At 42.2% G+C, this 26,339-nt stretch carries 28 protein-coding genes; 17 read left to right on the top strand and 11 right to left on the bottom strand.

Annotated elements, in window-relative coordinates; translation table 11 throughout:
• Positions 1–15 precede the first annotated feature (15 nt).
• A complete protein-coding gene (locus AB4298_RS16135; RefSeq protein WP_248998716.1) occupies positions 16–1,251 on the top strand; it encodes a DUF819 family protein in 1,236 nt (411 codons plus the stop codon).
• Between the two features lie 184 nt (positions 1,252–1,435).
• On the top strand, positions 1,436–2,311 hold the full coding sequence (locus tag AB4298_RS16130; protein WP_371987480.1) for a DMT family transporter: 876 nt from the start codon (positions 1,436–1,438) through the stop codon (positions 2,309–2,311).
• 12 nt (positions 2,312–2,323) lie between these two features.
• Here AB4298_RS16130 and AB4298_RS16125 read toward each other — a convergent pair whose 3' ends face one another.
• From AB4298_RS16125 to AB4298_RS16105, 5 genes are all read right to left on the bottom strand, one after another.
• Positions 2,324–3,022 carry a phosphatase PAP2 family protein gene (locus AB4298_RS16125; protein ID WP_371987479.1) on the bottom strand — a complete coding sequence of 233 codons (699 nt, stop codon included), beginning with the start codon at positions 3,020–3,022 and terminating at the stop codon, positions 2,324–2,326.
• 89 nt (positions 3,023–3,111) lie between these two features.
• Positions 3,112–3,216: a MetS family NSS transporter small subunit gene (locus tag AB4298_RS16120; protein ID WP_220764770.1), complete on the bottom strand. Its 105-nt coding sequence runs from the start codon at positions 3,214–3,216 to the stop codon at positions 3,112–3,114.
• Complete coding sequence (locus AB4298_RS16115; RefSeq protein ID WP_248998713.1) at positions 3,213–4,712, bottom strand: sodium-dependent transporter; 1,500 nt, start codon at positions 4,710–4,712, stop codon at positions 3,213–3,215. The genes AB4298_RS16120 and AB4298_RS16115 overlap by 4 nt, the downstream gene beginning before the upstream one ends.
• A gap of 247 nt (positions 4,713–4,959) precedes the next feature.
• On the bottom strand, positions 4,960–5,964 hold the full coding sequence (locus AB4298_RS16110; RefSeq protein WP_371987478.1) for a ketopantoate reductase family protein: 1,005 nt from the start codon (positions 5,962–5,964) through the stop codon (positions 4,960–4,962).
• Positions 5,965–6,003: 39 nt separating this feature from the next.
• Positions 6,004–6,435 (bottom strand): VanZ family protein, encoded by a 432-nt coding sequence (locus AB4298_RS16105; RefSeq protein WP_283107231.1) that lies wholly within the window; start codon positions 6,433–6,435, stop codon positions 6,004–6,006.
• Positions 6,436–6,533: 98 nt separating this feature from the next.
• Between AB4298_RS16105 and AB4298_RS16100 the strand changes: the two genes are divergently transcribed.
• Positions 6,534–7,019 carry a YajQ family cyclic di-GMP-binding protein gene (locus tag AB4298_RS16100; protein ID WP_220764780.1) on the top strand — a complete coding sequence of 162 codons (486 nt, stop codon included), beginning with the start codon at positions 6,534–6,536 and terminating at the stop codon, positions 7,017–7,019.
• A gap of 59 nt (positions 7,020–7,078) precedes the next feature.
• On the opposite strand, the gene AB4298_RS16095 is transcribed toward AB4298_RS16100, so the two are convergent.
• From AB4298_RS16095 to AB4298_RS16075, 5 genes are all read right to left on the bottom strand, one after another.
• The gene (locus AB4298_RS16095; RefSeq protein WP_248998711.1) at positions 7,079–7,318 is read right to left on the bottom strand and encodes a hypothetical protein; all 240 of its coding nucleotides are present in this window, start codon (positions 7,316–7,318) and stop codon (positions 7,079–7,081) included.
• 207 nt (positions 7,319–7,525) lie between these two features.
• Positions 7,526–8,941: an AmpG family muropeptide MFS transporter gene (locus AB4298_RS16090; protein WP_248998710.1), complete on the bottom strand. Its 1,416-nt coding sequence runs from the start codon at positions 8,939–8,941 to the stop codon at positions 7,526–7,528.
• A 227-nt stretch (positions 8,942–9,168) separates the two neighbouring features.
• On the bottom strand, positions 9,169–9,489 hold the full coding sequence (locus AB4298_RS16085; RefSeq protein ID WP_248998709.1) for a hypothetical protein: 321 nt from the start codon (positions 9,487–9,489) through the stop codon (positions 9,169–9,171).
• Positions 9,490–9,621: 132 nt separating this feature from the next.
• On the bottom strand, positions 9,622–10,218 hold the full coding sequence (locus tag AB4298_RS16080) for a peptidylprolyl isomerase (RefSeq protein ID WP_248998708.1): 597 nt from the start codon (positions 10,216–10,218) through the stop codon (positions 9,622–9,624).
• 25 nt (positions 10,219–10,243) lie between these two features.
• Positions 10,244–10,810 (bottom strand): YajG family lipoprotein, encoded by a 567-nt coding sequence (locus AB4298_RS16075; protein WP_248998707.1) that lies wholly within the window; start codon positions 10,808–10,810, stop codon positions 10,244–10,246.
• Between the two features lie 228 nt (positions 10,811–11,038).
• Here AB4298_RS16075 and AB4298_RS16070 point away from each other — a divergent pair, with 228 nt between their 5' ends.
• From AB4298_RS16070 to AB4298_RS16055, 4 genes are all read left to right on the top strand, one after another.
• Positions 11,039–11,596: a porin family protein gene (locus AB4298_RS16070; protein ID WP_248998706.1), complete on the top strand. Its 558-nt coding sequence runs from the start codon at positions 11,039–11,041 to the stop codon at positions 11,594–11,596.
• A 297-nt stretch (positions 11,597–11,893) separates the two neighbouring features.
• Positions 11,894–12,454: a porin family protein gene (locus AB4298_RS16065; RefSeq protein ID WP_248998705.1), complete on the top strand. Its 561-nt coding sequence runs from the start codon at positions 11,894–11,896 to the stop codon at positions 12,452–12,454.
• A 141-nt stretch (positions 12,455–12,595) separates the two neighbouring features.
• Positions 12,596–13,663: a DUF2804 domain-containing protein gene (locus AB4298_RS16060; RefSeq protein ID WP_371987477.1), complete on the top strand. Its 1,068-nt coding sequence runs from the start codon at positions 12,596–12,598 to the stop codon at positions 13,661–13,663.
• A gap of 108 nt (positions 13,664–13,771) precedes the next feature.
• Positions 13,772–14,695, top strand: a complete 924-nt coding sequence (locus AB4298_RS16055) for a sterol desaturase family protein (protein WP_248998703.1) — start codon at positions 13,772–13,774, stop codon at positions 14,693–14,695.
• 64 nt (positions 14,696–14,759) lie between these two features.
• On the opposite strand, the gene AB4298_RS16050 is transcribed toward AB4298_RS16055, so the two are convergent.
• Positions 14,760–16,004 (bottom strand): methyltransferase, encoded by a 1,245-nt coding sequence (locus AB4298_RS16050; protein ID WP_248998702.1) that lies wholly within the window; start codon positions 16,002–16,004, stop codon positions 14,760–14,762.
• 248 nt (positions 16,005–16,252) lie between these two features.
• Here AB4298_RS16050 and AB4298_RS16045 point away from each other — a divergent pair, with 248 nt between their 5' ends.
• The 10 genes from AB4298_RS16045 (at position 16,253) to AB4298_RS16000 (ending at position 26,336) form a co-directional block, all read left to right on the top strand.
• Positions 16,253–16,867: an alpha-ketoglutarate-dependent dioxygenase AlkB family protein gene (locus AB4298_RS16045; protein WP_248998759.1), complete on the top strand. Its 615-nt coding sequence runs from the start codon at positions 16,253–16,255 to the stop codon at positions 16,865–16,867.
• A 180-nt stretch (positions 16,868–17,047) separates the two neighbouring features.
• A complete protein-coding gene (locus AB4298_RS16040; protein WP_248998701.1) occupies positions 17,048–17,347 on the top strand; it encodes a BolA family protein in 300 nt (99 codons plus the stop codon).
• 800 nt (positions 17,348–18,147) lie between these two features.
• Positions 18,148–18,657 (top strand): S-ribosylhomocysteine lyase, encoded by a 510-nt coding sequence (gene luxS / locus AB4298_RS16035; RefSeq protein ID WP_371987475.1) that lies wholly within the window; start codon positions 18,148–18,150, stop codon positions 18,655–18,657.
• Between the two features lie 771 nt (positions 18,658–19,428).
• Positions 19,429–20,763 (top strand): Na(+)-translocating NADH-quinone reductase subunit A, encoded by a 1,335-nt coding sequence (locus AB4298_RS16030; protein ID WP_371987474.1) that lies wholly within the window; start codon positions 19,429–19,431, stop codon positions 20,761–20,763.
• Positions 20,763–21,962 carry an NADH:ubiquinone reductase (Na(+)-transporting) subunit B gene (locus AB4298_RS16025; RefSeq protein WP_248998698.1) on the top strand — a complete coding sequence of 400 codons (1,200 nt, stop codon included), beginning with the start codon at positions 20,763–20,765 and terminating at the stop codon, positions 21,960–21,962. The genes AB4298_RS16030 and AB4298_RS16025 overlap by 1 nt, the downstream gene beginning before the upstream one ends.
• Positions 21,955–22,749 carry a Na(+)-translocating NADH-quinone reductase subunit C gene (locus AB4298_RS16020; RefSeq protein WP_220780037.1) on the top strand — a complete coding sequence of 265 codons (795 nt, stop codon included), beginning with the start codon at positions 21,955–21,957 and terminating at the stop codon, positions 22,747–22,749. The genes AB4298_RS16025 and AB4298_RS16020 overlap by 8 nt, the downstream gene beginning before the upstream one ends.
• Positions 22,749–23,381: an NADH:ubiquinone reductase (Na(+)-transporting) subunit D gene (locus AB4298_RS16015; RefSeq protein WP_028769180.1), complete on the top strand. Its 633-nt coding sequence runs from the start codon at positions 22,749–22,751 to the stop codon at positions 23,379–23,381. The genes AB4298_RS16020 and AB4298_RS16015 overlap by 1 nt, the downstream gene beginning before the upstream one ends.
• A gap of 5 nt (positions 23,382–23,386) precedes the next feature.
• Complete coding sequence (nqrE, locus tag AB4298_RS16010; RefSeq protein WP_220780036.1) at positions 23,387–23,995, top strand: NADH:ubiquinone reductase (Na(+)-transporting) subunit E; 609 nt, start codon at positions 23,387–23,389, stop codon at positions 23,993–23,995.
• Between the two features lie 47 nt (positions 23,996–24,042).
• Positions 24,043–25,290, top strand: a complete 1,248-nt coding sequence (nqrF, locus tag AB4298_RS16005; protein ID WP_248998697.1) for an NADH:ubiquinone reductase (Na(+)-transporting) subunit F — start codon at positions 24,043–24,045, stop codon at positions 25,288–25,290.
• Between the two features lie 29 nt (positions 25,291–25,319).
• Entirely contained in the window at positions 25,320–26,336 is a 1,017-nt protein-coding gene (locus AB4298_RS16000; RefSeq protein WP_371987472.1) for an FAD:protein FMN transferase, read from the top strand.
• Positions 26,337–26,339: the final 3 nt, after the last annotated feature.

Raw genomic sequence — 26,339 nt, 5'->3', positions numbered from 1 at the left:
TGCCGGAGAATTTTCGTGATCACCGCTGACCCCGTAATTTTTGGACTCATAGCACTATTACTCGGTGCAATTTTTTATACCAGCAAGCTAAAACAGCCATTTTGGCAAAAGCTATATCGATTTATGCCTGTGATGGTAATGTGCTACTTTCTGCCGTCATTATTCAATGCCACAGGTTTAATCGATCCAACTGATAGCCAACTTGCAGCTATCTCTTCGCGTTACCTTATGCCCGCTTGTCTCTGTTTATTGATTATTAGCGTTGATTTAAAGGCGATTCTTCAGCTTGGCCCTAAACTGATTCTTTTGTTTCTAGTCGGTGGTGTTGGCGTTATTATAGGCGGTCCTATAGTGCTATATGGCTTTGCGACTCTGGTGCCAGACTCAATTACTTGGTCTGGCAGTGATGCTGCGTGGCGCGGTATGGCAACATTGGCCGGCAATTGGGTCGGTGGCACTGCTAATCAGTTAGCCATGAAAGAGGTGTTTGCAGTAGGCGATGGCATCTTTTCGATAATGATCACCGTCAATGTAGTGTTCTCTGCTATTTGGATGTCATTTCTACTCTTTTGCGCGAAACATGCGGCTGTGATTGATAATAAACTCGGCGCAAATACTAGCGGTTTAGCGGTTTTGCAGCAGTCAGCTGCCGCCCTTGAAAAGCAAGTTAAGCGGATGCCACAATTAACAGATTTTATGCTGATTTTTGCTGTGGGCTTTGGCGTTATGGGAGTTGGACATGGAGGCGCTGATTTATTGGTGCCATTTTTTGAGCGTGAATACCCTGAGCTGGCAAAGTTTAGTTTAACTTCTGAATTCTTTTGGATCGTAATAATAGTGACATGCGTTAGTGTGTTGCTGTCATACACTAAGGTGCGCGACTTAGAATATGTGGGAGCTTCAAATGTCGCATCGATGATGTTGTACTTTTTAATCGCTATTATGGGATTACAAATGGATATTACTGCTATCGCTGATTTTCCTATTTACTTCATTATTGGCTTTTTATGGCTGCTGATCCACGCACTTTTAGTTATTGCTATAGGCTTAATCACCCGCTCTCCTGTTGCATATATGGCGATAGCCAGCCAATGTAATCTAGGCGGCGCGGCATCATCGCCAGTGGTTGCTATTGCTTTTCACAAAGGTTTTGCGCCAGTCGCAGTGCTGTTGTCTGTATTAGGTTATGCTCTAGCTACCTATATGGCTTGGGTTTGCGGTGAGTTATTGCGACTTGTGACACCTGGCTGAAGTGTTAAGCCTGCTATTTCAGTGGGCTTCTTTATTTAAGTTAATTTATTACCGCATCACTGCAGTTCCTCGTTTAGCTTATTCTTTTTCGTGATAGCGAGTATCAACTAACTCCCAGATTTTATTATTAATAAAGTGCATACTAATGGCTCTTTAGATTCAAGATTAAGTGTTGGAATGGTTGATGAGTTGGATATTTTTTACTTTTCTTGCAGCCTTTATGCAGGCGTGGCGCAATGCGTTTCAAAGTCTATTAAGTAAAGACGTCAATATCGCCGGGGTTACCTTAGCGCGCTTTATTTGGGCTACGCCGATAGCGATGCTCTACTTGGCGGGGTTATACGCGTGGCAGCCAGTGGGATTGCCTTTTATCACTCTTAAGTTTAGTGCCTATGTGTTGGGCGCATCGGCAATGCAAATACTAGCAACGGCCTTAATGGTGAAACTATTCAAAATGAAAAATTTTGCCGTGGGAGCTGGACTTGCAAAGAGTGAAGCCATAGTTGCAGCGATTTTAGGAGTGGTATTTTTTGGCACCGAGCTATCGCTTTTAGGTTGGATAGGCGTGCTGATAGGTGGTATCGCGGTATTTATGCTGAGTACTAAAGGCGGCGTTAAACAGCTTTCTTTTGCGACTATATTACTTGGGCTTGCCTGCGGAGCTGCCTTTGCGCTGACCTCACTCTGGGTACGAGAAGCAAGTTTAAATCTCGATTTACCATTTCCGCACCGCGCGGCTTGGGTGCTGCTATTTGTGATTGCGATTCAAACCACAGCTCTGCTTATTTACTCAAGTCTTGTTGATAAAAATACCCTTGAGGGCTTAATGCAAAGGCCCAAACTGACGTTATTAACTAGTGCTACAAGCTGTATTGGTTCAATTGGTTGGTTTAGTGCTATGTCGCTACAAGCAGTGCCTTATGTTAAAACGCTTGGCCAAGTTGAGGTGTTCTTTACCTTACTTATCGCAATGCTATGGCTAAAAGATAAGGTAAAGGTTAAGGATATGCTGGCGCTGATTCTAATTGCGGTCGCTGCAATATTAGTGATGTGGAGTTAGTTGTCACTCACTTTACCTTTTGTGTTTGAGCCGTTTTTTGCTCAGAGCAATAGAGAACTGCGCACATAAAATCCCAAGAGTTGCACCCGCAATCAAGTCACCAAGGAAGTGATAATTCTGACCTAATTGACCCGCTATAGCGCCTATCATCGCCAGTAACCATAGCCAATATAACTTTGGAAAGCGCCACCAAAATACGCTTACCAATGCGAAAGTGAACAGGGCGTGTCCGGAGGGAAATGAATTATAGGCAGGCCCTATGGCAAAGGGATGAAAGCTTTCTACCCCATTATGGATCCAGGAGGGGTTACTGCCCGCTGTGGTATGGATCCAGGTTTCTGGCCAAGTGCGGCCAAATATAAATTTTGCCGCTAATCTGACCATTGTTGCAGTAATGACGGTGAAAGTTAATGCCAGTGCGAAGTTTGCATATTGCTGACGGAATTTGGGCTTAATACAGCCAAGAATAATCAGCGCTGTTAATGTTTCAAATAGCAGCGGCATTTGGCTCAGTGGTTTGAAAATATCACTAGCATCGACATTTAAATGCATCCAAGTCGAAATAGGTCGATCGAGAAACAGTACGCTGAAAACAATTAAACAGCAGCTGGCAAGGTAGAGCCAGAAACAGTTTCTTAGTGACAGAGTCATAGGTCGGAGCTTATCTTGGAGTTCTTTATCTTCGGCTTCTGGGCGTATGCTAGGGGTCATCAAAGAATATTAATCTGTGGCGAGTAGGCAAACAGTTTAGGGAGCCTTGGCGACAACGACAAGCGATAAAAGCCTAGTGGATGTTATCGTCACTCTTTATTTGAGGCCTTCATCGCGATTGAAATACAAATTGCAGCCCCACCCCAGGTGAGTAGCAAAGCGAATATCATCATGATAATAGCACCTGTGCTCATGGCTTTGGCTCCTTTGAAATATTGTTGCCGGAAATGACACTGATAAAGATAGCGGTAAACAGCATGCTTGCCACCAGCCCCCAGCCGAGAAATAGTTGATCTGCAATAGGGTAGTCGCCATAGCCGTCGGTTAATGTCGTGATCAGGTTTTTAACCAGAATAATTGCAAGCATGATAGGGCCGATAAAGCGCAGACAGATCTCCATCCACTTGCCGATACTGAATTCGCTGCAGCGATTGGCATAATCACGAATATCGGCAATCTTAAATAACCAGGCAAGGATAATAAGCTCTATCAGGCAGCTAGAGAGCAAGGCGATGTTATTGATAAAGTAATCGACAAGATCTAACAGTAGCAAGCCGCCATTACTAGAAAATGCCATAGAGACAACAAAGCCCGTACCACAAACCAATAATGCCGCTTTTTTGCGTGACAACGACAGTTTATCCATGACCGCAGAGACCACTGCCTCAATAATTGAGATATGTGAGCTTATCCCTGCAACCACTAAAGCTAAGAAGAATAGTGGTCCTAAGATGTAGGGGGCTGGCAGTAAATTAATAGCGGCAGGGATGGTAACAAAAGCTAGACCTACACCTGATGAAACCACATCCGTTATCGGCTTGGCTTGCTCCTCAGCCATATAGCCAAGAACCGCAAAAATCATGATGCCGCCTAAAATAGAGAAGCCACAGTTAATTAATACCGTCATAAAGGCATTGTTATTAATATCGGATTTCTCTGGTAGGTAGCTAGAGTAAGCCAACATGATGGCAAAGCCGACACTTAAGGTGAAAAATATCTGTCCGTATGCCGCTGACCAAACTTTAGCATCCCAAATCATGCTGAAATCTGGCCTGAATAGGTAATTAAGCCCTTCTAGGGCGCCAGGAAGAAACACAATTCTGGTGATAAAAAGTAGTACCATGATGAAAAGCAGTGGCATCATGATTTTGCTGGCACGTTCGATACCGCCTTTTACACCACTGTATACCGCAAGGGTCGTAATACTCCAAGCTATCGCCATGGGGATAGCAATATGAAACTGCATGGACCCTAGCTTTGTGGGGGAGTTATCGCCGAGTTGTAAGTATTCTTTGAAGAAAAAGGCATTCGTGTCGGTTCCCCAGCTTTGGGTAATAGAGAACGAAAAATAGGAGATAGCCCAGCCTATAATAGCGACATAGTAGATAGCGATAACAGTAGCAATAAATACTTGGAACCAACCTAGCCATTCAAGTTTAATCCCGAGAGAATCTCCCAATCTGGCAAAGACTCGAGGCGCTGCGCCGCGATACTTATGCCCTAGGCTAAACTCCATAATCATAAATGGAATCCCGGCGGTTAACATGGCGAAAAGGTAGGGGATGAAAAAGGCTCCGCCGCCGTTTTCATACGCCATATAAGGAAAGCGCCAAATATTTCCTAAGCCAATAGCTGATCCCACTGCAGCAAGAATAAAGCCTGTCCTTGAGTTCCATTGCTCTCTTTGCATTATTTACGCCTGTCCTCGCCTTGTGTAATAGCAATAAGTATAAGAAATCTCATTTTTATTAATTTTAGTCAGGATTGAAGAACTTGCAGGGACTAAAGCTAAAGTAAACCGTAAACATAGAGCATGTAAGGTGGAGTGAGTGGTTGTATTTTAAATTTGTAACTCTAGATGAATACTCAGTTTAGCCCTGCGGTGACTTGGCTGGCTCTCTACATGAGCGAGAGTACACGGGATGACTAAGCTATAGTTATGCAGGCTGATATTTTGCTTCTATCTGCTGAACCTGCTTAAGTAGCTGCTGATTATAAGGGGTATTGATTCGAAGAGCCTTGCCTCGTGCAACAACAAAACCATTAATAGCGTTGATTTCAGTTGCTCGCTGGTGGTACACATCTTGGTGCATTGAGGATAGGTTATTTGCTGTCAGCTTAATAACTTGATAAACCCGTTCAAGTAAATTTTCTAGTGTTAATGATATACCATCTGTTTTAGCCACCATAACCAACTCATTGACAGCATTGTAAATAACGTCTCGATATTTTTTATCGTTAAGCTCGCCATTGGTACAGTTATTAATAGCTGTTAGTGGGTTTATTGCTACGTTTACTGCCAGTTTTTGCCAAAGTAATGGCAAAATATCTTGATGCCACTCACTATTGGTAATGGCTTTCAGTAGTGTGTTTTGGATTTGATGATCTAAGGCTGGTGCTGTAAATGGGCCGATTTGAGTTAAACCCGTGCCAGTTTGCTGGACGTGATACGTACTTAACTTGAGTGCAGCTTGTGAGGTTGTACCTAAACTTAATCCTCGCCCGTTTAGAATCGATTCTATTTCAATGTGCGGTCCCATGCCATTGTGGAGCATCAATATATGGGCATCGTACGGCAAATCGTTGATAACAGCTTCCAATGCTGATTTGACTTGGTAAGCTTTGACACAAACTATCAACAGTGCGGTATTGGCCAACATTTTCGGGCAATCATTAGCGCCGATAAGGAGCGCGTCACGATTATTTATTTGTCCATTCATGCCAGTAAAGGCAAGGGGAAGCGTTGATGAGTTATCTTCTCGACCAATTAGGTTTAGCTTATAAAGGCTTGGCACACTTTGTAGTTGGTGGTAAATAAGCTGGCCAATGGCACCAGCGCCTAAGATAGTTATTTGCTTATTGGTGCTAGCAATTTGAGAAACATTAGATTGAGACGAACTCGATAGCGACATTGGCGTGTAGGCCCTTAAATTGTGGCGCATTAGTGGCTTTAAACTTGTAAAACGTTATCAGTGTAATGACTAATTACTCGGTTCTATTAATTTGGTGACTTTAATATAACGACAATATAACCAGTGAGTAATGTAGAACAGAGATATACCAACCATATCGGCAATAAAATCGCCAATTGAAGCGCTACGGTAGGAAAGCTGAGATTGAACTATTTCAATAAACACCGCGTAGCAGGCCAAGATCACAGCAAGTACATACCACTTTGGCTTAAAGGCTAAATAAGTAAGGTAAGACAAAACAAAAAAACTACCAACATGGCCCATTTTATCAAAATAAGGGATCCCTGTTGGATAATAGTTAGGCTTGGAAAAAACCAGATAACTTACCACTATGAGTGTTACAGCAAGTGCCCATTTAAAAATTGTTTGTCTAGTTATCACGTTATCGTCATTTGAGTTATTTGGGTTAATCATAAGAAAACCCATAGCCAAAGTCACCATTAAGGCGAGATTTCGTCATAATTAGTGGTTTATTTGCTTCAAGTTCAGAGGCTCAATGCGTAAAATACCGCAACAGACATTTTTTAAGGACCAAACTTATGCCTTCAATGGATATTGTTTCAGAAGTAAATGAAGTTGAACTGCGTAACGCGGTTGATAACTCAGTGCGTGAACTGAAAGGCCGCTTTGATTTTCGCGGTAAAGAAGCCAGCATCGAGTACAAAGATCACGTAGTGACTTTAACGGCTGAAGATGACTTCCAGTGCCGTCAGTTAGTTGATATTTTGCGTATGCAAATGAGTAAGCGTGATGTCGATCCTAAGTCGATGGATGTTGACGAAAAAGCGGTACACAGTGGTAAAACATTCTCTTTAAAAGTGAAGTTTAAAGAAGGTATTGAAACCTTAGTCGCCAAAAAGTTAGTGAAACTAATTAAAGACAGCAAGCTAAAAGTCCAATCATCTATTCAAGGTGATTCAGTGCGCGTTACAGGTAAGAAGCGTGATGATCTGCAGCAGGTTATGGCTTTGGCTCGTGAGTCTGAACTAGGTCAACCATTCCAGTTTAATAACTTCAGAGATTAATCAACTGAACGGTATGATTCTCGATTAGGGCTGCCAAATTGGCAGCCCTTGCTTTAAGGCTAACCTTTGAGTTTATTTATTTCTTCGTTAACCTCATAGCCTTTGTCGGTAATAATCTTTTCCAAAACCACTAAACGGTGTTGGATACTTTTTACCTCATCAATAAGCTTCATTTTATCACTGCTATCGATTTTTGCTTCAAGCTGCTTCATACGAAAGCGATATTTAAAAAAGTCAGTTCCAAAGATGGCAAAAACAATAATCGCAACAATAATAATTTGACCAATATCCATATCCATATTTTTTCCCTTTACTATTCCAAGTTAGTTACATTATGAATACATGTAAGCAATTAAAGTGCCAATAAATTAATTTCATTTATCTCAATGCTTTATGATTTTTTTATGGCAAATTTAAATATTTCGAATCACATCAATCAACTATTTTGCTCATTTGTTGGTTATTTATGCCACCGGGTAAAATAACAGCTAACGATAGGGCTTATTTTAGCTTCCTAGCTCTTTTGGCTTATCTTGCTTCACTATATCGTTTGGCTCACTTTGGTTGGGGTTAGGTGCATACTTTTGTACCAGTAGTATGAGTCCAAGCACTGGGAAACCGATTAAGCTGGCTGCAATAAAGAAACTAACGTAGTCATAGGCATCGATATAAGCACCTGAGAATCCTGCTACGAATTTAGGGAAGAGCAACATAATTGATGATAGCAGGGCATATTGAGTAGCACTATACCCGCTGCTGGTTAAGCTTGATAGGTAAGCAATAAAGGCCGCGGTGGCAATACCAGCACTGAAATTATCCACTGAAATAGCAAAGGTTAAAAAGCTAACGTTGTAGCCAATCATGGCTTGATAGGCGAACAATAAGTTAGTCACAGCGACAAGCAAGGCTCCTAAGAAAAGGATCTTCATTGTGCCGTAGCGTGCAATCAATAATCCGCCAGCTCCGGCACCAACTAAGGTCATTATTAGGCCGTAAATTTTACTCAATGTAGCAATTTCTGTTTTTGAAAAGCCCATATCGACATAAAATACATTAGCCATAATCCCCATCACAATGTCGGAGATCCGATAACAAGAAATAAGTAACAAAATTAAAATCGCACTGCGACCGTAGCGTTTAAAGAAGTCGATAAAAGGTAGTACGCTTGCGGTGTAAAGCCAAGATAGGCTAGCTGCAATGACTCTTGGATAGCGTTTGGAGAATCTGTCTTTTAACTCAGCTTCTTGATTATCGACGGTTTTTGTCTCAACGGTGGGCTCGGTGCTAAATAGGGTGGTTAATATACCAATAGACATAAGTCCTGCCATCACTATATATGCGGTTTGCCAAGACGTTAAACTGTATGCTTCGCTATTGGGCTCTATCCAAGCAGCAATAGTTAATGCACCTGCTGTAGCTACAATCATGGCGCTGCGGTACCCGACCTGGTAAGCGGCGGCAAGTGCCGCCTGCATTTTTACAGGAGCAGACTCAATCCGAAATGCGTCAATAACAATATCTTGTGTAGCAGAGGCAAATGCAACCATTAGCGCAAATAGTGCTAGCCTTTCAAGATCTGCTAACGGGTCACTTTGACTCATTCCGACAATCGCTGCTACAAGTAAAAGTTGGGCAAACATCATCCAGCCGCGTCGGCGCCCCAATAGTCGAGTGAATATAGGAAGCGACATTCTGTCGACAAGTGGTGACCAAGCCCACTTAAACCCATAAGCTAGTGCTATCCAGCTAAAGTAACCAATTGCTGTACGGTCAACACCAGCTTCCCGAAGCCAGAACGACAACGTTGAGAATACCAACATTAACGGTAGGCCTGCGGAAAAACCGAGCAATAACAGGATAAGAACCCGTTTATGACAATAAATTGATGCAGCGTCTTTAAAACGCGAAAAGAAAGAATGCACGGGGGCGAACCACCTAAGGTAGGGAAATAACAATGAGTTCAACTAGCTTACGTAGGACGGTGCCAGGGTTCAAGGGCACAATAATGTTTTTTACTTCACGATAGTGATTACTGCCGGAGGGGTTAATACCTGCACTAGATTTACTTCATTTAAAGACAATAAAAAACCCAAACCAATTAATGGTTTGGGTTTTACTTACTTTTTGATGTGATATTACAGCTTTGGATTCAAGGTCTGATCCCGATACAACCTTGAGGAATTTGCCCGCCTAGACTTAAGTAATCACAGCAGTCATCAACTTGCTTGCGCAAAAATTGATTTCCTCTAATTGCCCAGCTGGGCCACCTATCAAAGGCGTGTAACAAGTGCCAGAACACACGTTCCATATCTGTTTGCGCATCACCCTGATGATTGTACGTCTGCCATTCTTCAAGGGTGTCCCATAGATATAACTGGATTTCGTTGAAGTCGAGCTTATCGCTCAAAAATGCTTTTCCGTAGAAAGCCAGTTGGGGCGCCTTACCATCAATGAATTCATCCGCCGTCATTGAGCCGCCTCTTTATCATATACGCCAATAAGTATAGGCATCAACTTTGAGCTTTGACTCAAAAAATTTCAAAAAAATTCAAAATTGTTTCAAATTTAAACACGCCTAAAATACGCATGATCTAATTACTGATTAGTTACGTGGTAATAACGTTGCCTTCTTTAATACGATGTCTTGTACCGGAAAATCAGGCCAGTCAACAGTGGTATTAAATTCAGTAGGGACTAAAGACATGGCTTGTAGTACATCCATCCCCTCAGTTACTTCACCAAATACAGCATAACCCCAACGGCGAGAAGAGGGATCTAATTTCTCATTGTCGACCACATTAAAGTAGAATTGACTACTAGCTGTATGAGGCTCTGCTTCACGGGCCATTGCAATAGTGCCGGTTAAATTAGATAGGCCATTACCTGACTCATTAACAATTAAATCGGCGGTTGGCTTTTCTTGTTTGTTTAAATCTAAGCCGCCACCTTGCACAACAAAGTCAGCGATAACACGATGGAATAGGGTATTATCGTAATGGCCTTTAACAACATAGGTGAGAAAGTTATCAACTGTTATTGGTGCGCGAGTTCTATCAAGCTCTACAACGATTTTCCCCATGCTGGTTTCTAGTGCGACTTGCGGATAAAGCGTATTAGGCTGAATGTCTACTGCATAGCAAACCTGACTTGCAAACAATAAACTCACAGACGCAAGTGATTTTAAAATCCAAGCTTTCATAATATGTCCTTTTATAAGCTGAGACTTATTGCTGAATAAACTGATTCAGCTCTGGGTCGTTAATAATATTTTGAGTTAACTCGCCAATGAGCTTATTCATCTCTAGTTCAAGCGTAGCAAAGTCAGCACCGAATGGGCCTTTCAATAGTCCTTTCGCGCGGTAGCGTTTAGTCAGTTCTTGATTAGCGTTTTTAGCAATAACATTAATGATCACTTGGCTATTTGCTTCAAAACCAAAGGTACCCTCGTCAACGTCGGTAAGCAGTTGCTCTAACTGGATCTGCATATGTTTAACAGAGCCAGGGTCAATGCGGTAGCCAGCTTGAGTAAATCCATCCCTGAATACTTGATCCATTTGTACTCGTGGAGCTTCTGACGGGCTCACTAAGCGTGCAGCTTTGTCGCCGTCATTAAAGCGGACGATAAAGTTCGCTGAGCGTGTATCGATAGTCTCAAGTGCGACGGGAAGTGCCGACTCCGTTTGTAGTTCAATCGCAGGGACTTCTGGATTAAGTGCGATATGAGATGGCCCTTGGTTAGCACAACCTACTACAGATATGGCTGCAGTTATAAGTAAAAGTAAACGTTTCATTTTCACTATCATAGACAAATGTTTGATGCTATCAGCATACCAGAATAACGTTGGTATTCCAGCAGCTACGCTGCTCTTTTTATCGTTGCTTACCGGTTGCTAATATTGCTTATGGATTAATCTCGAGAACTTATTGTAGTATGGCGAAATTGATAGATGAGAAGCGTTAATTTATTTATAAACTGAGCGTTTCACTGTTGTTCTAAAAGCGTATTTAAAGGAGTTAATATGCGAATACTTTCTTTGCTGGTTGCTGGGTTACTCTGTGGCGATGCAATGGCTGCTCAAGGCGATCATATTATGGGCGCTAATGTGGGGTATGGTTCTCAAGATTTTGAGGGGATCACAAGCGATAGCTCAACAAGCGGTGATAATGTTATGTATGACATTTATTATCGTTATATGTGGCACGATAACTTTGGTGTTGAAGCGGGCTACCTTTCTGGTAGTGGCGGCATTATGAGCGCGTTTGTAGGGATAATAACCAAAGTAAATAGCATTGAATATAAGGGATTTAGAACAGCTCTATATGGTGAATATATGCTCTCTCAAAGCAACCGCCTTTACGCTAAGCTGGGGGCCAGCGCGAATGAACTTAGCTATGATTTAGAAGGCGGTAATGGTGGAGTAAGGTCTTTAAGTGACAATGGTGTAGACCTGTATACAGCTGTGGGATGGGGGATTAGGTTTAACTCAGATTTAGGCATGAACATTGAATATCAATATATCCCAATTCAAGAACTGACAGTACAAAATTTGAGTATTGGTATCAGTTACCGTTTTTAACCATTACCAACTTAATAGCGCGATTTAAGGCGCTATTTTTATGATTGACTCTTGATTTCATACCGCTAGATAACACATTTTTATGGCAAATAAATCTTGCATATCAACAAGAGGAACATGAAGGCTCTTGGCTATAGTGATACTTTATTGCAGATTTACAACGGCTACACTGTCGCTGAGTTTGTTTGGGAAGTGGCTTACTGTTCGCCAAATTAAGACTGCTTAGGCGTGACTTAAGTTGAGCTTAAGGCCAATTGAGTAGCCTAAGACGTATAATGGTGATTATAGAGTGTAGCGATGAAATTGAGATTGACGCTTGCCGTCATAGCGACAGTAGCATGCGTACCAGTTCAAGCTGAGCATGTTATTGGGACTGGAGTAGGTATTGGTCTACAAGATTTTGAATCAGTTGATGGTGAAGAGATCGGCGTTAGTGACGGGATTAATACTGAGTTATTTTACCGCTATATGTTATCGGAACATTTTGGTATTGAAGCAGCGACCTATGCAGGAACCGGCGGAGTATTGAGCACATTAGGTGGCGTGTTATTTGATGTAAGAGATATGCGTTATACCGGAGTTAGGGCCTCGGCTTATAGCCACGTTTACCTGTCACAAGCTAATAAGCTATTTGCTAAAGTCGGAGTGACTCAGTCCCACCTAAAGTACAAGATAACGAATATTTGGAACCAAGAACCTTCACGGGAAGTATCGAGTCATGGCTCTGATATGTTCGTGGCCGTTGGGTGGGGGATGGACTTTAAGTCAGGAGTTGGCGTTACTGCGGAGTACCAATATCTGCCTATTCAAGAGATGAGGGTCAATAATTTTTCGGTAGGAGTTAATTACCGCTTTTAAGCTGTGGTAGCTTAAAAAGCGCTAAAAGAATAAGTCTTTTATTAGTTTACATGTTAGTAACAAAAATGTGGTTAACCGCTTTTAACCTGAGCCAGTTCCAGTTAGAGTAAAAGGTCAAGTAAGCTTAAGGACCTAACACTTATGTCTACGAATACAGCCCAGTGGACGCCCAAATTATTAACCAGTTCTGCAGCGCCGCAGCGTTTAATCGATGATAGAGGCCATGCGATATATGGTCATTTTGATGGTCCCGTAACGGAGCTTGGTGTCAAACACTTTGGCTACTTTAATGAAATGGATAAACCTGCATCGAGTTGGGCGAAGCATTTCGATTACAAGCAATTCCAGTTTATTAGCATAGTGACCCCTCATTACGTTATTGGTGTCGCACTGGCGGATATTCGCTATGTCGGCAGTGCCTTTTGCTATCTCTACGATATTGAACAAAATCAACTTATTGAAGTCAATTGGCTAAAGCCTTTAGGGCTGGGGTATCAAACTTCAGAGTCGCCCATGCAAGGTGTCGGCAAAATAAAAAGTGCAAAGGGCAGTATTGAATTTGTTATTGAACAAGGTGTCTGGCAGCTAAAGCTTAATACTTTGGGCATTGAGGCAAATTTGCATTTACAACCAGAACCTCTCAGTTTGCCTATGGCTATGTGTAACCCAACGGGTTACAGCGGTTGGACATATACTCAAAAACATAATGCATTAAAAGTGTCGGGGAGCTTAGTGATTAACCATGAGCCTCAGCCGTTGCAGCGCGCAACTGCTGGCTATGACTTCAGTGCTGGCTATATGCGCCGCGAAACCAGTTGGCGCTGGGCAAGCATAAACAGTTTAACCAAGGACGGATCATCTATCGGATTGAACTTGGCAGCAGGAGTTAATGAGACTGGTTGCCATGAAAACGTATTTTGGTGCAACGGTGAACGTCATTTGCTTGGTGCGGTTCATTTTGATTTTATTCGGCAAATTAGTGATATGGAGCCTGCAAAGTCGTGGCGGATTTATTCTGAAAATGGTCAGGTTGATTTGAGGTTTACACCTAAAAATTGCCGTAAAGAAAAGCTAAACTTATGGCTGTTAAAGAGTAATTTTAGACAATATTTAGGCTATTTTGACGGCGTGATTACGGATAATTTTGGCCAAAAACATCAGCTACAAAAGGTATTAGGGCTAACAGAAGACCATTTTGCGCGTTGGTAAAACGACCATTACGTGTAATGGCTTAATGAACTCAATTGCGTTTAATAAACGACAGGCTTAAAAGAGAGTTCAGTATAAGGACAATAAGGACAATAAGGACAATAAAAGATGGATTTTAACGCACTTATCGCGCACCCAGAAGTATTGTTGCTAGTACTGGCACCAGTGTTTTTCATCTGTATATTGCTAGAGTGGTATATGGGAGATAGACAAAATAAATTGCCGCTTAATGCCCGCTATCAATTACCCGAGGTACTTTGTAATTTTGCTTTAGCCGCAATGCATCAATTAACGGATATCTTGGCTGGTTTGCTTATCGCAAAGTTATATTTGATGTTTTTTGGTTGGCGTTTATTTGATATTGAAATGAATGTAATGACATTTGTGGTGTTAATGGTAGCGCAGGACTTTTGTTATTACTGGTTCCATCGAGCTAGCCACAGGATCCGCTGGATGTGGGCTGCTCATGTGGCTCACCATAGCTCAGAGAATATGAACTTTAGTACGGCATTTCGCCAAAGTTTAATGTACCCATTCGCTGGCATGTGGGTTTTTTGGTTGCCGCTAGTGGTTGTTGGGTTTGACCCTAACTGGGTTGTCTTTGTTGTGCTATTAAATTTAGGATTGCAGTTTTTTGTGCACACTCAGGCGGTTAGATCATTAGGTATATTGGAATGGGTCATTAACACGCCATCACACCACAGAGTACATCATGGGCGTAACCCTCAATATATTGATAAAAACTATGCAGGTATTTTGATTATCTGGGATCGTTTTTTTGGAACCTACGAGAAAGAGGTAGAGACTGTCGAGTATGGGATCACTAAACCCGTCAATAGTTTCAACCCGTTAGTGGTCACCTTTACTGAGTGGCGAGATATGTTTTCTGAGTTTTTTGCAGCGAATCGTACGTTGTCTCAGCGGTTTAGCGCTTTGTTTGCTCCGCCTGCGACGTCAGAACCAGCGGCTATGACAGTTAACTGTGCTGAAAAATCGGATGAAAGTCGAGATCCTGTGATAGAAACTGAATAGTTGACTATACAAAATGGTGAGCACTTTGCTCACCATTTTGTTGTATAAAGCTAATCAATATTGATTAAGCTTTTGGCTTACCGTAAAGCGCGCTTTGTGGATGTGGCTTATCGTCGTTTATATCGATAGCACAGTCATCAGGATCTTGCGCTTTTTTACTAATCTTCTGCGCTTGCAGAATAACGAACTTACCGTTCGATGCCACTGTAGTGCAGTTTTTGAAAATCCGTTGTAGTTTTACGTGGTAAGCCAGGTGCCGGTTACCAACAACATGCAAAATGCCGCCGTTTTTCAAACGTCTAAAAGCGTCTAAAAACATTTGCCAAGCAATATGGTCGGTGATGGCCTCACCTTGATGAAATGGTGGGTTGCATAACACAAGATCTGGGCGGAAGCCTTCGCTCATATTAGTTAAGCAGTCATCCCAGCCAAAGGTTGCTTGCTCACCGACTAATGCTGGATTATCAAGTTTATTGGCTAGCCAGTTTTCTCTTGCAGATGCTACAGCCATTTCAGAGTCATCGATAAAATGAATGTAAGCTTCAGGGAAAACTTGTTTAGCATGCAGACCTAAAATACCGTTACCACAACCTAAGTCGACAATAGATTTAAAGTCACCCTTTGGCATATTATCAAGCATGATGCGAGCACCAATATCGAGCTTGTTGGCTGCAAATACGTTACTCATGTTACTGATCTGCAGTTTAAACTCAGCTACAGACCAAGTGGTAGATTTTGGTAACGAACGCGCCTTGCCATCACTAATACAGGTAATAACTCGAGTCTTTTTCCAAGTCAGGCTCGCACTTGCAGGACCTAGGTTTTGGCTAATGGTTTCTAATAAAGATTTATTAATTGATTTAGCTTTAGCGCCAATCAGAACTTGAGTACCTGCTGGCAATACCTGAGATAGTCTACTTAGCTGGTGGGCAAAATAGTTTAGATTTTTAGGTAGTTTCATCAATACCAGCTCAAGCTCATGTGGTAACTCATCACGACTGTTGACCCAACTGATTGTGTCAGTAGCTAACTGGTTACGCTCAAGGTTTTGGTTTGTACCTAATAAACTTGTTTTCGCATCAGTTTCTAAGGTTAGCGGCCAGCTTGGATCAATAGATAACAACCCAGCAGTGATCGCACCAAAGTTATCATTGATAATCGCGGTATTTACAACGCTTTGTTCAGTATCGATTAGATGTTTTATAAGGTGCTCATCGGCAGCGTCCCATGCCTGCAGATTCGATTCTTGTCTGCTAGGGTAACGGAAGAGTTCGAGTTCTATACCCGATACAGAAAGTTGTGTAGTCATATGCCAATAAGTACCAAATAAATTAGGGCGCATATTATCGCAGATTTATGATCTCAGGTATATGATGTGGATAAGGGACTTTTTTGACTCTGTGAGTGATTATGATTAATAGAGCAAAAATAGAGGCTAAGATGAAGCAGGTAGACTTGAATTTTGAGCAGCAAAAAGTAGCTGAAACAGGTAAAGAGCCAACTAACCTTTCTAACTGCGATAGCGCTCTATTACTAACAAGTGACAAATCAGGTTTGATGTCTAATAGAGATGTTACCTCTCAAAGCCAAAGCAAGCTTTCGCCTCCTTGTACATTAATTAAAGGCTATCTCAACTTAAAACAACAAAATGCGCTGTTGAAAGAGGCTGATAGTTACCCGTTAACCCGCCCAGAAGTTATGGTTTATGGTAAAAGCCATCCTATTCCTCGCAGTCAAATTTGGTTTGCTGATCTAGGCTGTGACTATTTTTATTCAGGTCTATTTATTGAGGCGCAGCCTTGGCCGCATTATGCACAAAAATTGCGCCATAAACTGGAACGAGAATTTGGCTTATTGAGTAATGGCGTATTAGTTAATCGCTATGCTAATGGTCATGAATCTATGGGCTGGCATAGTGATGATGAAAAAGAGATAGCACCTAGCAGCGATATTGCTTCGGTTACAGTGGGAGCTAGTCGTGACTTTTTTGTTCGCCATAAGCAGACACAGCAAAAACATTGCTTCTATTTGGAAAGTGGTGATCTGCTGATAATGCATTGGCCAATGCAAAAAGATTGGGAGCATTCATTACCTAAACGCTTAAAGGTTAGTGAGTCTAGGATAAACTTTACTTTCAGGCAGTTAATCGTCAATTACCATCAATTAAAATAATTAGTGGTGCACAGCTTTGATAGTTACTTAGCTTGTTTTGGTGGTTCTCTAAAGTGAGCTCTTAGTTATCGTTTATTGTAAGTCGTATGCCGACAGGCCAATGGTGCTATGAGTTGATCTTTAAAGGCGATAGCAGTACTCTGCCGCAATCGCATTTATGCCTTATTCGAGAACATCGTTATGTCAGTAGCACAGATCATTACCGAAAAACTCACCGCGGCCTTATCGCCGTCGCATTTAGAAGTGATTAACGAAAGCCATAATCACCATGTACCACCAAACTCTGAAACACACTTTAAAGTCATTGTGACGAGTAGTGACTTTGAAGGTAAGCGCTTAATTGGCCGTCATCGTGCGGTAAATGAGGCATTAGCTGAGGAGTTTGCTCAAGGCTTACATGCATTATCAATGCACACATACACGCCACAAGAGTGGGCTGCTGAAACAGACGTACCAGCTTCACCTAAATGTAAAGGTTAAATGTGTAAACACATTTAGGACAAGACGGTTAGGTAATCTAAAGCCATGGCAATTTGCTGTGGCTTTTTCGTATGTGGATTTTAGGGGAGGGCTATTTATACCAATCAGTATAAACATTTAGTCGCTCAGCGAGAGTTTAGCGGTTTTGAGGCAAGGTCATTAAGTACTCCTCGGTAACTGCTCCTGCGTTACTCTACTATAGTCGTGCTTTAATGACATTCGCTGCATCCATGCAGCTCGCAACGAGCGAAGGGCATAGTTATTCTACGTTCAAGTTCCCTCTTTGTTTATTAAGAGTCACAGCATCAGAATCGCTAAAACTCGCCAGTTTGGAACGTTTTTGGCTGCCTACTTCTGCGTTGAATAGATTTATAAGGGAATAACCATTATTACAGCTATTCGCCTTGAATTAGTTTGCCAAAAATCGTTCTGAGCTGATCAAATTCTTATACTGATTGGTATTAGGCGCTAATGCCTCTAAGGGAGTGCTACCATCATTGTCATATAACTAAGGTAACATCAGCCTCTAGGCTCTGGGTGGTAGTGAAACTAATCAAGCAATTAAGCACTAGTTTATCCTGCTAAGGTTTGGGGAAGAGAAGTCATAAATGTTAGAAAAGAGATAACGATGAAAAATCTTTGTGATAGTTCTAGTTGACTACAAGCTTATGCTGGGTAAGTATCATTTGCTATAAAAATAGCCTTTGCTGCCAACAGTGGGTAGAGCTAACAAATAAATAGGTTCACGAGCACAGAGGCTTTGTGAGTGTAGATTACTTAGGTGAATTTGGAGAATTGCCATGCCGTTATTAGATAGTTTTACCGTTGACCATACTCGTATGAACGCACCTGCAGTGCGTGTAGCTAAATCAATGGCCACACCTAAGGGCGATACAATCACTGTATTTGATCTACGTTTTTGTGTGCCAAATAAAGATATTTTGAGTGAGCGCGGCATACACACGTTAGAACACCTTTTTGCCGGCTTTATGCGTGATCATTTAAATGGTGGTGACATTGAAATTATCGATATCTCACCAATGGGCTGCCGCACAGGTTTTTATATGAGCTTAATCGGCACTCCTAGCGAGTCTGTTGTCGCTGACTCGTGGTTAGCGGCTATGCAAGATGTACTAAAGGTTGCTGAGCAATCAGAGATCCCGGAGCTAAATGAGTATCAGTGTGGTACTTATGAGATGCATTCACTCGATCAAGCAAAAGCGATAGCACGTAATATTATTGCGGCAGGGATTAACGTTAACCGTAATGATGACCTCAGCCTAAGTGAAGAGATTTTAAAAGGCCTCTAATGGAATAAACCGATAGAGAAATGGCTAAAATATACGAAAAAGCAGCTTAGGCTGCTTTTTTTGTGCTGATCGCTTAATTGTCTGATAAAGCTTATTGGCGCACGCATTGAAATCATTCGCTATTGTTAGTTCAATTATCCCTCTGTGCCAGCTAAACAGTGTTCACGTTTAACGCTGGATTTGGGTTTTAACTTTAGGTTTTGCAAAGTGTCAAAATCTTCATTTTGTTAACAATATAGATTTAATTATTCGCTTATTTAGCTTTTAAGCATGCTTTAAGTGCTAAATGCTAGCTATTTGCTTTAGTGATATGTGAGCCAGTTTGCAGGCTTGAAATAGAGTTTGTGCTGTGTTTTGTTTGCTGGTCCCTCTGTGTGATGCACGTCTCGTGAGTTCAATTAATCAGCATTTAAACGAAAGTGTAAATTTTATTATTAACAATAACTATAACAGTGTTATGAAAGCGTAAAAGTTAATTAAGCTCTTTAAATGTATAGAGAATGTGGCCTGTGGCTATATTAATTGATTCTTAATATCTTCGCGAATTTAAGATGTTTGTTACAAAAACGCTCTTAAGCATTTAAAACAGAGACAATTTTCGTGGCGAGCTCGTGATATTTGGGGTAAAATGCGCGCGACCAGCGTGATTTTGATCGCACTTTGGCGATAAATTAGCGCTAGCTCAACACGAATTTGAGGTTTGTTTAAAACTTGTGTGTTTAGCAGGAACGCGGCGCATTGTCTTTCCTTCATAACGTAGTGCTTGTGGATATGATTACAATAAAGAAAGGATTGGACCTGCCTATTGCAGGTGGGCCAGAACAAGTTATCCATGATGGTAAAGCCATCAAACATGTAGCTATTTTGGGTGAAGAGTATATTGGCTTACGTCCTACCATGAAAATTAAGGTGGGAGATAAAGTTAAAAAAGGTCAGATTCTTTTTGAAGATAAGAAGAATCTAGGCGTGATATACACAGCTTCAGCCAGTGGCACAATTTCCGAAGTTAACCGGGGCGCTCAGCGTGTTCTGCAGTCTGTTGTTATAGAAGTGGAAGGAGATGAAAGCATCTCTTTTGCTAAATATGACGCCACTGCTATCGACACGATTGAGACACAGCAAGTACGTGACAACCTGATCCAATCAGGTTTGTGGACTGCTTTGCGTACGCGTCCTTTCAGCAAAGTACCTAGCGTAGATTCTACAGCTGCAGGTATTTTCGTCACCGCTATCGACACTCAACCATTAGCAGCAGATCCTGTTGTTGTGATTGCAGAGCATAAAGCTGATTTTGAAAATGGTCTAAAGCTACTTTCAAAGTTAACTGAAGGTAAGGTTTACCTTTGTAAAGCACCTGGCGCAGATATTCCAAGCGCTAATGCTCAGGTTGAAGAGTTTGCCGGTCTGCATCCTGCGGGATTGCCAGGTACGCACATTCATAACCTATTACCGGCTTCTGTAACTAGAACAGTTTGGCACATCAACTACCAAGACGTGATTGCGGTTGGTAAGTTGTTCACAACCGGTGAGCTTTATACTCAACGTGTTGTTGCTATTGGCGGCCCTAAAGCTGTTAAGCCTCGCTTAGTTCGCACTCATGTTGGTGCATCTATGGTGCAGCTACTTGACGGTGAAACCGCTGAGGGTACAGTTCGCTCTATCTCTGGTTCTGTTTTAAACGGCCGTAACGCGATAGGTCCTCATGCTTATCTTGGTCGTTATCACAACCAAGTTAGCTTGCTAGAAGAAGGCACAGAGAAAGAACTATTCGGTTGGGCAATGCCTGGCGCTAATAAATTCTCAATAACACGTGCATTCCTCGGACACCTTTCATCTTCTCGTCTGTTCAACATGACAACGAGTACAGGTGGTAGTGACCGTGCAATGGTGCCAATTGGTAACTATGAGCGTGTTATGCCGCTAGATATTTTGCCAACAATGCTACTTCGTGACCTTGTTTCAGGTGACTACGATGGCGCTGCTACATTAGGTGCGTTGGAGTTAGACGAAGAAGATTTGGCACTGTGTACTTTCGTATGTCCAGGTAAATATGACTATGCGTCATATCTACGTGACTGCTTAGATACGATTGTGAGGGAAGGCTAATGGGCTTAAAACAGTTTTTCGAAAATATTGAACCGCAGTTTGAAAAAGGCGGTAAATATGAGAAGTTTTATGCACTTTTTGAAGCTGCATACACTGTCTTTTATACGCCAGGTCACGTAAACAAGGGTCGTACCCATGTGCGCGATAACCTGGACCTGAAGCGTATGATGATTACGGTTTGGGCATGTACATTCCCTGCGATGTTTTTGGGTATGTTCAACGTCGGCTTGCAAGCTCAAGATGCATTAGCGGCTGGTTTTGCTGCTCCTGACACTTGGCAGGTCGCAATGTTCGGTATGTTCGGTACTGAATTAACTGCAAACTCAGGCATCGCTGCATTAATGTGGTATGGCGCTTGTTGGTTCTTACCCATATATGCAGTGACGTTTGCTGTCGGTGGTATTTGGGAAGTACTATTTGCATCAGTACGTGGGCATGAAGTTAACGAAGGTTTCTTTGTTACCTCAATCCTTTTCGCATTAACACTACCAGCAACAATTCCACTATGGATGGTTGCACTAGGTATTACCTTTGGTGTTGTGGTTGCGAAAGAGATCTTTGGTGGTACAGGCCGTAACTTCCTAAACCCTGCTCTTGCCGGTCGTGCATTCCTATTCTTCGCTTACCCGCTAAATATGTCAGGTGACACCACTTGGGTTGTTGCAGACGGCTTCTCTGGTGCAACAGCACTGAGCCAAGCAGCGCAAGGCACATTAGAATACGGTCTAACACAAGACTGGTGGAACGCTTTCTTCGGTTTCATTCCTGGTTCTGTTGGTGAAGTTTCTACCTTAGCTATCTTAATTGGTGGCGCGGTTATCATCTATACCCGTATCGCTTCATGGCGCATTGTTAGTGGTGTGATGGTCGGTATGATTGCCGTTTCTTACCTACTTAACTTTATCGGTAGCGATACTAACCCAATGTTTGCAATGCCTTGGTACTGGCACCTTGTTTTAGGTGGCTTTGCGTTCGGTATGATGTTTATGGCGACAGACCCTGTTTCAGCGTCTTTCACTAATAACGCAAAATGGGCTTACGGTATTCTTATCGGTGCTATGGCAGTATTTATTCGCGTTATCAACCCTGCGTTCCCTGAAGGCATGATGTTGGCTATCTTGTTCGCGAATCTATTTGCTCCATTATTTGACCATTTCGTGGTTCAGTCGAATATCAAGCGGAGGATTGCACGTGGCTAGTAATAAAGATTCTTTCGGTAGAACGCTGTTTGTTGTTGTTGGTTTGTGTTTCATCTGCTCAATGTTCGTTTCGACGGCTGCAGTATTGTTGAAACCAACTCAGCAAGAAAACAAGCTTCTTGATAAGCAAAAGTACATTCTAGAAGCGGCAGGTCTTATCAATCCTCGTGAAGGTAAAATTGAAAAGGCGCAAGTACTAGAAACATACAACAAGTATGTTGAAGCTAGACTGGTTGACCTGAAAACAGGTGAGTTTGTTGCTGGCGACGCTGATACTTTTGATACCGAAAAAGCAGCACGTACTCCGGCTACTTCATTTGTGCCTGAAAACGACATTGCATCAGTTAAACGCGTAGCTAATGAAGCTGTTGTTTACCTAGTGCATGATGATAACAAGCAACTACAAACAGTGATTATCCCTGTTAAAGGTTACGGCTTGTGGTCAACAATGTTTGCTTTCTTAGCGGTTGAGCCAGACTTGAACACGATTCGTAGTTTGGTCTACTACAGCTTTACCGGCTCTGGTGAAACACCAGGTCTAGGTGGTGAAGTTCAAAATCCTCAGTGGATTGCTAAGTGGACTGGTAAGAAGCTATATAACGACAAGGGTGAGCTAGCGATTAGCGTCACTAAAAACCCAACTGTAGCTGCTTCGCCATACGGTGTTGATGCATTATCTGGTGCAACGCTTACCGGTAACGGTGTACAAAACTCACTTGAATTTTGGTTAGGTGAAGAAGGTTTTGCACGCTTTATCGAAAAGGCTCGCAATGGAGGGCTTAGCTAATGGCTGATGCTAAAGAACTTAAATCGGTTCTAATAGGACCTATTGTCAGCAACAACCCGATTGCTTTGCAAATCTTGGGTGTATGTAGTGCCTTGGCTGTAACCAGTAAAATGGAAACCGCTTTGGTAATGACAATCGCACTTACTGCCGTATGTGCTTTGTCTAACTTATTCATCTCGCTGATCCGTAACCACATTCCAAGCAGTGTACGTATTATCGTGCAGATGACGATTATTGCGTCGCTAGTAATCGTGGTTGACCAAGTACTGCAAGCTTACGCTTACGATGTTGCTAAGCAGCTGTCTGTATTCGTTGGTTTGATTATTACTAACTGTATCGTAATGGGCCGTGCAGAGGCTTATGCGATGAAGACTCCGCCAATGATGAGCTTCATGGACGGTATCGGTAATGGTCTAGGTTACGGTGCAATCTTGTTATCAGTTGGCTTCGTACGTGAGTTGTTTGGTAATGGTTCACTATTTGGCATTGAAATCTTAAGCAAGATTTCAGACGGTGGCTGGTACCAGCCTAACGGCCTATTGCTGCTTCCTCCAAGTGCGTTCTTCCTGATCGGTGCATTGATCTGGATTATTCGTGTGATGAAGCCTGAGCAAGTAGAAGCGAAAGGATAAGCATAATGGAACATTATATTAGTCTATTAATCCGTTCTGTTTTCATTGAAAACATGGCGCTATCCTTTTTCCTTGGTATGTGTACTTTCCTTGCGGTATCTAAGAAAGTAAAAACTGCCATGGGTCTAGGTGTTGCAGTTATCGTTGTACTGGCAATTTCAGTACCGGTTAACCAAATCATCTATCAAGGTATTCTTGCTCCAGGCGCACTCGCTTGGGCAGGTGTTCCAGATGCTGACTTGAGCTTCTTGAAGTTCATCACCTTTATCGGTGTGATTGCAGCTTTGGTTCAAATCCTTGAAATGACATTGGATAAGTATTTCCCACCGTTATACAACGCATTGGGGATCTTCTTACCACTTATCACAGTAAACTGCGCAATTTTCGGTGCGGTATCTTTCATGGTTGAGCGTGATTACAACCTAGGTGAAAGTTTAGTGTTTGGTATTGGTTCTGGTATCGGTTGGGCATTAGCACTTGTACTGCTTGCTGGTATCCGTGAGAAGTTAAAATATGCTGATGTTCCTGATGGGCTTCGCGGTCTAGGTATTACCTTTGTTACCGCTGGTTTGATGGCTCTAGGTTTCATGTCGTTCTCTGGTGTGTCTCTGTAAAGGGGCACCATAACGACGTCTTAATTTGAACCTTTAAGGATAAGTTAATGGGTATTCTAGAATCTACACCAATCGATGTATATCTCGGTGTGAGTATGTTTACCGCAATCGTATTAGTCTTGGTATTGGTGATTTTATTCGCCAAATCAAAGCTAGTAGCAAGCGGTGACGTCACTATTGGCATCAATGATGATGCTGATAAAGCAATTAAAACTGCTGCTGGTGGCAAGCTACTTGGCGCGTTAGCAGAAAGCGGTATTTTCGTATCGTCTGCTTGTGGTGGCGGTGGTACTTGTGGTCAGTGTAAAGTCCACGTTAAATCAGGTGGTGGCGATATTCTACCAACTGAAATGGACCACATCAGCAAAGGTGAAGCCCGTGGCGGTTGCCGTTTATCTTGTCAGGTAAACGTAAAAACTGACATGGAGATTGAACTAGAAGAAGAGATCTTTGGTGTTAAGAAGTGGGAATGTGAAGTTATTTCTAACGATAGCAAAGCCACTTTCATTAAAGAGCTTAAGCTGCAAATTCCAGATGGCGACTCTGTTCCATTCCGTGCGGGTGGTTATATTCAGATTGAAGCGCCTGCGCACCATGTTAAATATGCAGATTATGATATTCCTGCTGAATACCGTGGCGACTGGGAACACTTTGGGTTCTTCAACTTAGAATCAAAAGTTGATGACGAAACAATCCGTGCATACTCGATGGCGAACTATCCTCTTGAGGAAGGTATCATCATGTTGAACGTACGTATTGCGTCACCACCTCCACGTGATCTATCTCTGCCTTGCGGTAAGATGTCATCATACATCTTTAGCCTAAAAGCAGGTGACAAGGTGACTATTTCTGGTCCATTTGGTGAGTTCTTCGCTAAAGAAACTGACGCAGAAATGGTATTTATCGGTGGTGGTGCTGGTATGGCGCCAATGCGCTCACATATCTTCGACCAGCTTAAGCGTCTTAACTCTAAGCGTAAGATGAGCTTCTGGTACGGTGCACGTTCTAGCCGTGAAATGTTCTATGTAGAAGATTTCGATGGCCTAGCGGCAGACAATGACAACTTTAAGTGGCATGTTGCCTTGTCTGATCCACAGCCTGAAGATAACTGGGATGGCTACACTGGCTTTATTCATAACGTATTGTTTGAAAACTACTTACGTGACCATGAAGCACCAGAAGATTGTGAGTACTACATGTGTGGCCCACCAATGATGAATGCAGCTGTTATCGGTATGCTTAAAGATCTTGGTGTCGAAGATGAAAACATCCTGTTGGATGACTTCGGTGGCTAACCCTTCTCTTATTGGAGATCTAGGTCAATATGTTTAAGACCTTAGTAAATTGGCTGGCCCTTATTGGGTTAGCCTTTTTTATTTCAGCTTGTACTAAACAAGCTGAAGTGATTTCACTGTCTGGCAACACTATGGGCACGACTTACCACATTAAAGTTGTGCCTAATGATAAGCTGCCAGATCCCCAGTTACTGCAAGCAGAGATTGATTTAGCTTTAGAGCAAGTCAATGATCAAATGTCGACATACCGACCGAACTCTGAGTTGTCTAAATTTAATCAGTTAACTCGCCAAGATAAGGTTGAAGTGTCGGAAGATACTGCCAAAGTAATTGCTGAAGGATTAGCATTATATAAGACCACTGATGGCGCCTTAGATATTACGCTTGGACCGTTAGTGAATTTATGGGGCTTTGGCCCTGATAAAAGACCGACTCAAATACCTACTCAGCAAGAGATTGATATTGCAAGAGAACGTACTGGGATTGACGCTATAGTGGTTGAAGGTAACAAGATCAGTAAGCTTAACCCTGATATCTATGTCGACTTATCTTCTATTGCAAAAGGTTTCGGTGTTGATAAAATAGCCGCCTTGTTGGATAAATATCAACCAATGGGGTATTTGGTTGAAATTGGTGGAGAGATCAGTTTGCGTGGTACTAAAGCCGACGGTTCACCATGGCGCATTGCAATAGAGAAGCCTGGTGATAGTGGTAATGGTATTCAACAAGTGATAGCGCCAAAAAATATGGCGATGGCGACATCAGGTGATTATCGTAATTATTACGAAGAAGACGGCCAGCGTTTTTCACACTTGATTGACCCGCGTACAGGTTACCCTATCAATCATAGGTTAGCGTCTGTGACAGTGCTGCATGAAGAGTCTATGATTGCAGATGGTTACGCTACCGCTATGATGGTATTAGGTACTCAAGCGTCACTAGAACTTGCTAAACGTGAGCATCTAGCGATAATGCTTATTGAAAAGCAAGATGATGGCTTTAAAGTTTTCTACAGTGAAGCTTTCAAACCATTCGTTACTCAGTAGTTG

Source organism: Shewanella sp. 10N.261.52.F9 (genome assembly GCF_041471165.1).
Classification (GTDB): Bacteria; Pseudomonadota; Gammaproteobacteria; order Enterobacterales; family Shewanellaceae; genus Shewanella; species Shewanella marinintestina.
Note: the sequence above shows the minus strand (reverse complement) of the source record. Positions and strands in the feature narration are given on the sequence as shown.